The organism is Franzmannia pantelleriensis, from assembly GCF_900102875.1.
Lineage (GTDB): Bacteria > Pseudomonadota > Gammaproteobacteria > Pseudomonadales > Halomonadaceae > Franzmannia > Franzmannia pantelleriensis.
In genome coordinates this window covers 1-10,824 of the sequence record NZ_FNGH01000021.1, presented here as the reverse complement: position 1 = coordinate 10,824, position 10,824 = coordinate 1, and the positions used below count along the sequence as shown (strand labels likewise).

At 61.8% G+C, this 10,824-nt stretch carries 9 protein-coding genes; all 9 read right to left on the bottom strand.

The window, feature by feature from the left end:
* Positions 1 to 204: 204 nt before the first annotated feature.
* Positions 205 to 498, bottom strand: coding sequence for a type I-E CRISPR-associated endoribonuclease Cas2e (cas2e, locus tag BLT16_RS19455; RefSeq protein ID WP_089660607.1), 294 nt, complete (start codon positions 496 to 498; stop codon positions 205 to 207).
* Positions 498 to 1,418, bottom strand: a complete 921-nt coding sequence (gene cas1e, locus BLT16_RS19450) for a type I-E CRISPR-associated endonuclease Cas1e (RefSeq protein ID WP_089660606.1) — start codon at positions 1,416 to 1,418, stop codon at positions 498 to 500. Before cas1e ends, cas2e begins: the two co-directional genes overlap by 1 nt.
* 27 nt (positions 1,419 to 1,445) lie before the next feature.
* Positions 1,446 to 2,144 carry a type I-E CRISPR-associated protein Cas6/Cse3/CasE gene (gene cas6e / locus BLT16_RS19445; protein WP_089660605.1) on the bottom strand — a complete coding sequence of 233 codons (699 nt, stop codon included), beginning with the start codon at positions 2,142 to 2,144 and terminating at the stop codon, positions 1,446 to 1,448.
* On the bottom strand, positions 2,144 to 2,899 hold the full coding sequence (gene cas5e, locus BLT16_RS19440) for a type I-E CRISPR-associated protein Cas5/CasD (protein ID WP_089660604.1): 756 nt from the start codon (positions 2,897 to 2,899) through the stop codon (positions 2,144 to 2,146). The genes cas6e and cas5e overlap by 1 nt, the downstream gene beginning before the upstream one ends.
* A 9-nt stretch (positions 2,900 to 2,908) precedes the next feature.
* Entirely contained in the window at positions 2,909 to 3,982 is a 1,074-nt protein-coding gene (gene cas7e / locus BLT16_RS19435; RefSeq protein ID WP_089660603.1) for a type I-E CRISPR-associated protein Cas7/Cse4/CasC, read from the bottom strand.
* 33 nt (positions 3,983 to 4,015) lie between these two features.
* Entirely contained in the window at positions 4,016 to 4,672 is a 657-nt protein-coding gene (gene casB / locus BLT16_RS19430; protein WP_089660602.1) for a type I-E CRISPR-associated protein Cse2/CasB, read from the bottom strand.
* On the bottom strand, positions 4,669 to 6,351 hold the full coding sequence (gene casA / locus BLT16_RS19425; RefSeq protein WP_089660601.1) for a type I-E CRISPR-associated protein Cse1/CasA: 1,683 nt from the start codon (positions 6,349 to 6,351) through the stop codon (positions 4,669 to 4,671). Before casA ends, casB begins: the two co-directional genes overlap by 4 nt.
* A 388-nt stretch (positions 6,352 to 6,739) precedes the next feature.
* A complete protein-coding gene (locus BLT16_RS19420; protein WP_089660600.1) occupies positions 6,740 to 9,412 on the bottom strand; it encodes a CRISPR-associated helicase/endonuclease Cas3 in 2,673 nt (890 codons plus the stop codon).
* Positions 9,413 to 9,501: 89 nt separating this feature from the next.
* Positions 9,502 to 10,731: an ISL3 family transposase gene (locus tag BLT16_RS19415; protein ID WP_089660599.1), complete on the bottom strand. Its 1,230-nt coding sequence runs from the start codon at positions 10,729 to 10,731 to the stop codon at positions 9,502 to 9,504.
* Between the last annotated feature and the right edge of the window lie 93 nt (positions 10,732 to 10,824).

Below are 10,824 nucleotides of genomic sequence, written 5' to 3'. Positions count from 1 at the left end.
GCGGCGGTTGAGCCCCGCGCCTGCGGGGATCGGGGCGCAGCAGCTTCACGAACATGGCGCACCCCCGGTTGAGCCCCGCGCCTGCGGGGATCGGACTAATTGTAGATAGTTGATCTACAAAAGGAAAATCGCCGGCAGAAATTCCACCGACGATTTTGCCTATTTTTTGTACAGACTGAATTTTTAAAGATCCAATTTTATCAACTATTTAGCTTCGACAGGCAGAAAGCGCACCAGACGCAAACCGTCGTGATCCCAAGGCTCGCGCCGGTTTGAGCCATAGGTCTGGAACTCGAAGCCGGACTCATGGTTGCTGGCCCAGGCCATGGCGACATTGCCATCCTCCGCCAGGGCATTGATCTGCTCCCAGATCATTTCCCTGATCCGCTTACTGACATCACCGACATAGACACCTGCGCGAATTTCCAGTAGCCAGACGGCGAGCCGACCTCGCAGACGAGGCGGCACGGCTTCGGTCACCACCACAAGCATGGCCATCATCCACTCCTGTGTCCGGCATCACCGATCGAGGGCGGCTCGGGAATCGCCGGAGGCACTGCTTCCGGAGCAGGGGGAGGCGGCTCGATATCCCCCGCCGCCAGGACCTCCTCGATCATGGGAATCAACCGCTGCAAAATCTTGGCCTGCTTGAAGGCATCTCGACAGGCGATACGGACTTCGCGCTCCGGCATGGGCGGGTTGCGTGCCGCAACACGAAAGGCCGCCGGGACCACTGTCTCGAATTTGACGATATCGGCGATATCGTAGACGAAGCTCTTCGGCTTGCCGGTATGCAGAAAGCCAATGGCCGGCGCGTAACCGGCGGCCAGAATGGCGGCCTCGCTGATGCCATACAGACAGGCGGTGGCGGCGGAAAGACACTGGTTGGCAACGTCGGAGGCATCCCACTGGGTTGGGTCATAGCGGCGCCCCGACCACTTGACGCCATATTGCTTGGCGATCAACTGGTAGGTCTTGCGTACCCTGGCGCCCTCCATGCCACGGAGCTGCTCGACGCTGCGACGCGACGGCGGCGGCTCACCAAATCGCAGCTCGAACATCTTGCGAACAACCTTCAGGCGTAGCGAGTCGTCCAACGCCAGCTGTGCTTGGTAGAGCAGCTTATCGGAGCGTGCCCCACCAGGCTGACCGGCGCTATAGAGCCGCACCCCCGCGTCGCCAACCCAGATCAACAGGGTACCCACGGTCGCCGCCAACTTGACGGCCGCATGGGAAACCCGGGTGCCTGGCTCCAGCAACAGACAGGCGACCGAGCCCACCGGGATATGCATGCGCTCGCCGTTGACTTCGTCGATGACGACGAAGGCTCCGTCGCGTACATCGATCTGCCCCATGCCGACGAAGATCATCGACATACGATCCTTCATGGGAATCGGCTTGAGCGGAATAAAGCCCATACTGGCCTCCCAGCCTGAGAGGTGTCGCTAAGGCCGGCGGATCAACATCAGTCCACAGCCAAAGGCCTTGGCACGCCCGATGCCCCGGGCCAAGGTCTCGATCAGACGGCCAGGCTCGGTGACCTCCAGCAAGCCCTCGTAGTCCACGCTGGAGTATTGAATGGCGTCACGCCGACCAGGCTTCTGCAGCGCATGCTGACGATAGGCCCCAACCTCCGGGTCCACCAGCAGCCGGAAGCCTAGCGCTTCCGCCCTCGTCTGCAGCCAGTCTCGCGCCGCCTGATCCATCGCCTGGATGCACTCCGGGCTAGTACGCTGACCAGGGGGGTAGGGTTTCTTTGCGGCCATCAGCACATCGCTACGGGGTGAGTGCCTAGCCCCCTCCACTCGTCGCGCCACCGTCGGATTGGCACGCAGCCTGAATGCCAGTTGCTCGCCTTCCCGCAGCGTCGGCGCAAAGGGCTTGCACTGCACATCGAGCAGGCCCGCGATGGAGATAGGCTCCCGGTCGGAGAGTACATAGAAGAGTGGCAGCCCCTTCGGGGGCTTGCCCTGCTCGGTGTCCTCTTCCAGCTCCTGACGAAACAGGAAGGGACGGGCACCCTCGTGGCCGGGAAATGCCTGCCAGAGCAGTTGGTGAGCGCCATAGGCGCCCCCCTGCATGACGTCGAACAGGGCTTCGCGGGAGAGGCCGTTAAGATCGACTCGAACACGTGAAAGATACATCAGCGCCCCTCCTCTGCACGCACATACCGCCGGAACTCGGTGCGTGGCCCGAATTGCCAGCGACGCCGATTGAGTGGCCGATCCCACACATCGCTGGACTCCACACCGCGACTCTCACCATCCAACTGCTCGACTCCACCCTCCCAGGCGTACATCACATCACCAGGGAGTCTTAACGCGACTTCTTCAGCTTTTCTCTCTTTGCCAACCAGCACGGGAAACGCCGTATCCAGAGCCTCACGCAACTGCCCGGCCTGGATCATTCGGGGAGCCAAGGGCGCCGCCAGGGGGCAGGACTTGCGACCGAGGTAGAGCGGGTATTGCGGTCGAAGCAGCGCTGCCTGCATCGTTTCGAGGGATATCTCGGCATCCGAGGTAGCCCATACTGCAACGGTCCAGAGGCCGTCGCAGCGGTAGTCACGACTGGAGAGAATGGTATTGATCACCTTCTGTGGGGCGCCCAATTCATCCCGTCGCGTGCGATAGGTCATGCCCTTGCGATCACCCGGCACCTGGGCAGTGTGGTAGTCGCGCAGGAGCGTGCCGGGAGAACGCTGCTTGATGGCAATACACACGCTATCCCCTAGGGCTTTCTGGCCGGCATCATCCTCGCGCCTGATGCCAAGGGCGGCACCCAGCAGCCCCAGGATTGCGCCGCGTCCGGGATGCGTGGCAGTAGGGCGCGTCTCGCCTACCGCTGCTTCCCCCCAGCTGGCGAGTGGAGCGTAGAGCCGAAAGACAAGATATTCCGTCATAACGGCTCCTTAATGGTCGGCGCTGAGAAACTCGATCAGCCCATCGAGGTTACCCGTGACGACCTCGCCCTCGAGCTTGGCGCCCTGGTAACCAGGCAGGGCAGAGACGATATAGCGATGATCGGCACCCGCCCCATAGGCTCCATCGAAGGCGTTCACCTGAGTCTCGAGCCGTTCCACCGCATCACCGGCCTGATCTTGACCAGCCACCGGTCGCAGGAAGGCCACCGACAGCGAGCGCGGCTGCTGGCCACCCTTCTCGGCCAATACATAGCTGGCATGAGCACGGGAACCGAAGCTGTTCTGCTTGCCTTTCGGTGAAGTACGCACGGCGGCCTCCACCAGGGCGGCAATGGCCCGATCGGCCAGCTCGGTGTCGCCGTTGAGGTTCTCGACCAATTGCTGCCGATCGACACAGAGGTAGCTATAGAACAGCCCGGCCGCGAAGCCTGCCTCGCCGACATGGGCCGCGCCGCGATGCTCATCGCCGGTATTGAGATCGTCCACGGCGGTGAAATAGTCATCCTCCACCTCTGCCGCATGAACGGTGATGGCATGGGCAACCTGGCAGGCCGCCTCGACGTTATACTCCGGCACCGCCGCCAGCATGCGACCGAACAGGGCGATATCCGCGGCGGTCGGCTTGTGGCGCAGGAGATCCAGATCGGCCTTCTCGGGCGCGCGATTCTCGGCGGCCAGTGTCTCGACGAGGGCATCCACCGCCGCTTGCTCCTCAGGGCCGATATGCACCAGTTGACTGGTCGCCAGCTCCCCCTTGGCGACATCGCCGAATACCTTGGCGATCTCCGTGGCCCAGGCCCGGGCCTCTTTCTCCTTCACACCTTTCTCAATCAAGCGTTGCTCTGCCTCGAGACCCACGCGCTTGGTACGCTGGCCGCGGTGCTGACCCAGTGCTTCCTCGAACAGGGCGGAAGTGCGCCAGGTCCGCTTGAGGCTCTGGGAGGAAACACGCAGGCGCTTGGCACCGCCCATGATGGCGGTTTTCGGACGCCCCAAGTCGTCACGGTTGAGGTTGGCCGGGGGATAGGAGGTCAGCAGATGCAGTTGAATGAAGTGGCTCATGTGTTCAGTTCCCTGTCTTGGATGGAAGTTCGATCAGTCGCTGGCGCGCTGATAGCGGGACAGCGCCTCGAAATAGTCGTTGGCCCATAGGAAGCCGAGGCGACCGGATGGCTGGGATGCCAGCACCCCTTGAGACTCACGCCACCAGAGCGCGATATTGTCGGCAAGATGCACAACGCTGACGTCCCGCTTGTCGATCAGCGCCAAGGCGCGCCGTAACCTCTGCACCAGCTCTTCCGGTGTCTGACAGGTCATCAGCTGCTGGAAGCGCAACTCGCTCATATGGGGTTTGCCGGTTTCCTTCTTCTGTTTGCCTAGCTGGCTGCCCAAGGTAGCACTGGGGGTCTCGGCTCTTACCTCGGCCAGCACCAGCGCGATGCAGGCCCAGGTCTGCAGCCGCAGATTGCGTCGCTTCTCGCTTTGGCCTTCGGACTCCGGCAGCCGGTGCCAGAGATGCCGAAAGGCCTCGGTCAGCATGGCGGCCTCCGGCGATTCACAGCGCCGCAGCATGGCCCGCACCCCCTTCGGCCAGGGAGGCGCCGGCGTAAAGACCTTCAGCTCCTCGGCGGGCAAGGTCAGGCGCTGCCACCAGCAGCGCACGGCAAAGGCTTCTTCAGGCGTGAGTGCCCGCAGTCGTTCGGGCACCACTGGCGCCGCTTTCTCCACCTGTGGTTCTGCTGCCTCACTCATGGCGCGACCTCCTCCGCTGTTGTGCTTGCCTTGCTACCCGTTAACGCGAATCCACCCTTCTTGGCGAACTGGGTGATGACCTTGCTGCCCTTGCTGCGCCCGGAGAGCCAGGCCTGCAGATTACGACGGGCCCCGGTGATGCGCTTCATGTCCAGCTCGGCCATGGGACCAGTCAGAGCCTGCGCATCGAACAACCGCAGGGCTTCCCGTTGGAGCACGCGATACCAGCCCTCGGCGATCTCCGTCGGCATATGGGTATTCTCGCCATCTAGCAACACCCGCTGCATGCCAAACAGGGCATGGAAGAAGCCGGCCTGGGTCGCCTCATAGAACTGGTTATCGATGGGGCTCATGTCCCCCTTGGCATCGGCAGGGCGCGAGAACCAGGCAGCCTTGATCTGGTTGCGTAGCATCCACGTCACCTGGCGAGCCAGTTCGGTCACGTCCTGAACCCAGGATCTGAGCACTTCTTGCTGCTCGGACGGCACCGCCACTAGCGGCATCTCGACGCCATACCAGCCACGCGGCTTCATGTTGTCCATGTCGTAACCGAAGGCCCAGAGCCTGGCATGCCGGAGCAGCGGCTCGAATGCCTCACCTTCGCGTCGCGCCTGCCGATTGGCCGGCACCTTGCCATGCAGGTAGTCATGCACCACGGTTGCCGGCAGAGTGCCACTGTTCTCCGCATCATCGAGCACCAGGTTCGACCAGTGCCGATACCCCAAGCCTCCCGGCTGCCCCTTGGTGGAAAGCGGCGGCTCGTTGGGTTTCTTGGGGTCACGACGATAGGGGGTCAAAGGGTGCTGCCAGGGGCCATCGTAGTTGGCGCCATAGTTCTTGGCGCGAATCTCGGCAACGGATCGTGAGGCTTCCCGCCCGCAGAGGTCACACCGACAAGGGGTGTCCTCAAAGAACAGACGAAAACGGCGCGGCATGGCCCAGTAGGCATGCAGGGCATGCATGTCATCCGGAACGACCACAGCACCTTTCTTGTCGCTGAGCCGAGTTGGCCTTATCCAGGGAAAGAGGGTGTCGTCATCCGGTCGCGGCGCCTCGAACTTGCCCTGCCGTGAAAGGGATTGGTTCGGCATCACATTCAGCCATAACCGCTGCCAGAGGCTGGCCTGAGCATCCTCCGGCAAGACCAGGGTCGTCAGCGGGCCACCGCCACGCAGCCCCACCCGGTAGCCCGCGCCACCAGATGGGGCATTGATCTGTAGGGTGAACAGGGCCAGGGCCGCACAATCAGGGCAGATCGCCTCGACCCGCCCCCGTTTGACGAAGTGGTCGGTGTTGAGCTTGAGGCCATTGGCACCGGGGGAGTCGATCAGCAGTCCCGAAACGGACGTCGGCTTGGCATCCTCGAGCGGATCTCGATCCTGCATAAAGCGTGGGCCATCACCATCGAGCTCGAAGGCCGACGTCAAGGGTTCAAAGGCTGCCTCGAGCACCTCACGGCTCGGGGGCTCGGCAACACAATCCAGCCAGTCATCGTGATCCTTGGGCGGCAGCGCGGTCTGCAGCAGGCCTATCAGCCACTGGTAGGCGGCGCCCTGGAAGTCCGCCCGAGGCAACGCCAGATCGACGATATCGGGGTCGGCGATGGCCAAGGGTGAGCGGTAGGTGATGCTTCCATCCCGGGCACGGAAAGGGAGCCAATTATCTATGAGCAGATTCACTTTATCTCCTTTTACCTGAAAGCCACACTGAGAGCTTGACAAGAGCCAAGAAGCCTATACGCAGGGCTATCCTCACCCAATTCCACTCATCAACTTTCCCGAGAAGCTCTTCTAAAAATCGACGCATCACCCACCTCCTTGACCCAACCAACGAGGACAAGGCTATTTCATGGCAACGTCCATGTCAAATAAGTGAGTAGATCCAAAACAAACTCTACATTTTCCCGCTTCCTAATGAGATACTTTCCATTCTCCTTGGACCTCCAGGGCTCTACCGTGAGTCGATCCGCAACAAGCTCGATTCAATTCACGTTCCCCGCAGGCGCGGGGATTGGCTACCCTCAATCCTCTACAGCGTTGCGTTGAGGGTAGCCATTTCTTGCACCCACTATTGATGGCTAACGATCAAGCATCCCAACAATGGGTTGTACAGATTCTCATTATCAATTGATGACAGCCACGGCTGCACGAAGCGCAATGCCTTGTAGCGCACCTGCAAGGCTTCCCACTGAGCCTGATAGTCACCCGGCAACTTGGCCAACTTGGCGGCCTGGCTCTGGCGCAGCTTGATCTGGCTTAGCATGGCGGCATGGCCCTCGCCCTCGGCCCATAGCGCCAGGGCGCCCGCGGCATCGCGCTTGAGCAGCGCCACATTAACCGTCGGCTCATCGACCAGGCGAGTGCCGATCTCCTGCTCCTCCTGCCACTTGTGGCGATCCCAGACGTAGCCGGCCTCCAGCTCCAGGGCATTGAAGTTGGCCATCGAGGTGGCGACCCCCTGGATGCCTTTCTGCTCCCAGCGAGCCCCCTGCAGGCCGTCCGGCACCAGGTCGATCACCTCGCCATAGACGCCCTCGATCAGCTCCCGCGCCTGCTCGGGCATGCGGACTCCCCCCAGCTCGCGCAGGGTTCGCTGGGTCAGCCACAGGAGGGAGGTATCCCGATAGACGGCATTCGTCCCGGGTAGCGTGCGCTTCAGCCACTGTTCATCCGGTGCGTCTGACCACTCGGGTGCCAGCACATGGAGAACGGGCAGGCGGCGCGGCCCACGGGCATGGCGCTGAAGCCGTCCGGCACGCTGAATCAGCAGGTCGATGGGTGCGAGATCGCTGATCATCAGGTCGACGTCACAGTCCAGGGACTCCTGGAAGACCTGGGTACTGATCAGCACCTGCCCACGACGACGCTCCGGCGTGGACGCCTTGCCCAATCGCTCAATGACGTCGGACTCGATACGCTGGCGATCCAGCATGGCGAAGCGGCTATGGAACAGCAGGCAGCGCTCCGGCTCGGGATGGCGCTCACGTACTGCTTCGAAGGCACGAATGGCATCGTCCACGGTATTGCGCACCCAGGCGACACACTCACCGGCCTCGACGGCGGCCAGAATAGTCTCGATGGCCTGCCCTTCCTGGGTTAGCCAATCGACCCGCACCTCCCGTGAGACCTCCGGCCGCGAGCCCAGAGCCACCTCGCGAGATGCGTCCTGATCGATCTGCGTCAGCAGCGGAAAGTCACTACGCTCGAGGACGGCTGGCTCCCTGTTCAGCCCGACACGCCATGCCGTTGCCAGCGACTCGCGCATCGCACTGGGCAGCGTCGCGGTCAACAGGATGGCACTGCCGCCCTGGCGGGCGTGATAGCTCAGCAACTGGTTGAGCAGGGTCTGCATGTAGTGGTCGTAGGCGTGCACCTCATCGACGATCAGCACCTTGCGCGCCAGGCCAAAGAGGCGCAGCGACTGATGACGAAACGGCAACAGCCCCATGAGCGCCTGGTCGATGGTCCCCACGCCCACCTCGGCCAGGAGCGCCTTCTTGCGCGAGTCGGCGAGCCAGCGGTTGCAGTGGGCGGTCGCCGTGGCCTCGCCGGGCTCATAGTCACGGTCACCCGGCTGCGGCCGGTCGATTGCCAGCGAGAAGGATTCGTTCAGCCGGCTCGCACCATGGGCCAATACGAAGGAGGGGTGGGAGTCGGCCGTGAAGAAACGCCGATGCAGCAGGCCGAGGCGCTCATACATGGCATTGGAGGTCGCCATGGTCGGCAGCGCGAAATAGAGTCCCTCGGCATGCCCGGCCGCCAACAGTCGCTGGGTGAGGATGCAGGCCGCTTCGGTCTTGCCGGCTCCGGTGATGTCTTCGAGGATGAACAACTGAGGCCCAGGCGAGATCGGCAGCGTCTCGGCCTCGCGCTGCAAGGGAGTCGGCGTGATCGGCCCGCCATCGAACCAGTGATCGAGCCCGCTATAAGCAAGCGGCTCCGGCAGTCGATCGAAGCCGGCATCACGCAGCGCCGCCTCGGCGCGCGGCAATGCATAACGCTCCCAATACTCGGCAAGCGGCATCTCCTTCTGGCAGTAGTGGAAATGCTCCTGATTCGAGCCCAGCCAGTCGCTGAGCGTCGCCCAGCCGGCGATGGTCCAGCTCAGCGTCAGGAAGACTTCTAGCCACTCGCTCGAGACCAGCTTCTCCACCGGCCACTCGACGTCGATAAGGCCGGCCCACTCTTCGACGAACTGCCTGGCGGCATCCAGGTCGTCGCTATGGGTATCCTTGGCGAAGAACGGCTCGAGACGCAGCTGCTCCGCCTCGACCGGCTGGCCATGGTGACCAAAGAAGGGAATCAGCAATGCCTGCATGGCCTTGCGGCGCTGCTTTTTCTCCGAGCGCTCGAGGGCCGCCTCGGGCCAGCACAGGGTCCCATCCTCCAGCCAGTCAAACCAGCACTCCTGCCACAGCAGAGCACCCAGCCGATCATGGCGCACGGTGTACTCGTATCGCTCGACGGGTGGAACCAGCCTCACACTCTCCGGCCGGGCCAGTCCTTGGAAGGTGCGGGAGAACTTGCCAAGGTCGTGCAACCCCAACAGAAACACGAAGAAGCGGCGTAGCGCCTCGGGCGATATATCAAGGCGGGCCGCCAACAGCTGCGTCAGCGGACGCCCAGGAGCAAGCAAACACCAACCGACTGCTGCCACATCCAGGCTATGGTAGGGCAGTAGATGACATCGATCCCCTGCTTCAGCTGGTTTAGCCTTACCCCAGTAAAGGTAGTAGCTCACTGCTGTCACCCTGTCGTTATTCTTTGTTACGCACCATCTAATCACCCTACTCTTTCAGTCACCACCACTGTCCAAGAAAGGCTCTTCCCTTATTTCAGTGGGTTAGGGGTCATTTCCAGCCCGCCGAAATGAAACAGGATCGCCGTTTTGAAGCGCTCTTTGCTGCGGTATCCCTTAGCCCTGACTCGCAGGCCCCGGATCCTGCCGTTCAGTGCCTCGGCCAGTCCGTTGGAAGCCTTAAGCCGCATGGCGTTGAGAATGCCCCAAAGTTTCTCTTCCACTTGCTCGGCAGCGGTCACCACCGGCCGAATATCAGACGCCTTGGCCAACCGAATCCACTCTTGCCAAGCGGCTCGGGCACCACGCACGCGGTTACCTTTCCAGATGTTCCGCGCTTTTTCCTTGAGGTACCACGCGATCGTGGTATTCGAGAACTGGCTCGATAGCCAATTCAGAGTGGCGCGCTCTCGCTCATCCAGCCTGTCTCGGCGCTTCAGCCAAGAGTAGCGCGACTGATGGGCTGTCCGGCGCAGAGAGGCGTCTACCGAATGGAGTTCGGACTTACGCGTCGCATTAAGCGCATCGTTCAGAGTCTGGGCGATATGAAAGTGGTCGAAGGCAATCTTGCGGCGCGCCTTCTCAACATGAACGAACGTGGCCTTGCGATAGGCAGGGCTCATGTCCATTGAGACGGATTCGATACTGGCGCGTTGCGCTTTCGTGAGCGACAAATAGCATCGCGACAGACTGTCGGCAGACTTGCCATCTTCGACGACAATTACCCGCCCTTGGTGATTCGAGAGGATGGTGACGTAGTCGTGGCCCTTACGGAAGGCGGTTTCATCCACTGATAGAAAGCGCACATCCGGGGATGTCCTTGCCGCCAGGCCTCTCCGAACTGCCCGCTTCATGATGCCGTCAATGGCCGTCCAGCTCAGTTGCAGTTGCCGACTGACAGCCTGGATCGATGCCTCCTTCAGCCATTGAATCACCAGGGCCTCAAAGAGCGCGGTGTAGCGACTGTTGCCTTCTGCCCAGGGCACCTGGATCGTCCGGCAGCCATGCTCTGGACAGCGGACACGAGGCACATCCGCCACCACCTTGGTCTGGAACTGGCAGGTATCAAGATGCCGCCACTGACGGCGTCGCTTGTCGTAACGTGGAGCGGGCTGATCACACTGGGGACAGCACAGATTCGCAGAGGTATCGCACTCGACCTGCACCTCGACCAAACCACTGATCTCATCAAGGTCCACATCGCTGACGAACCACGGGGTAGAAAGGCCGAGAATACGTTCGTAGAGCTGGTTCTGATCCATGGTCTCCCCATCACAGTGTGATCATGACAGGGACTATGGTGGTAGAACGGAAGGCCAGATGGAACCAGCACCCACTACATTAGGTGATGACCC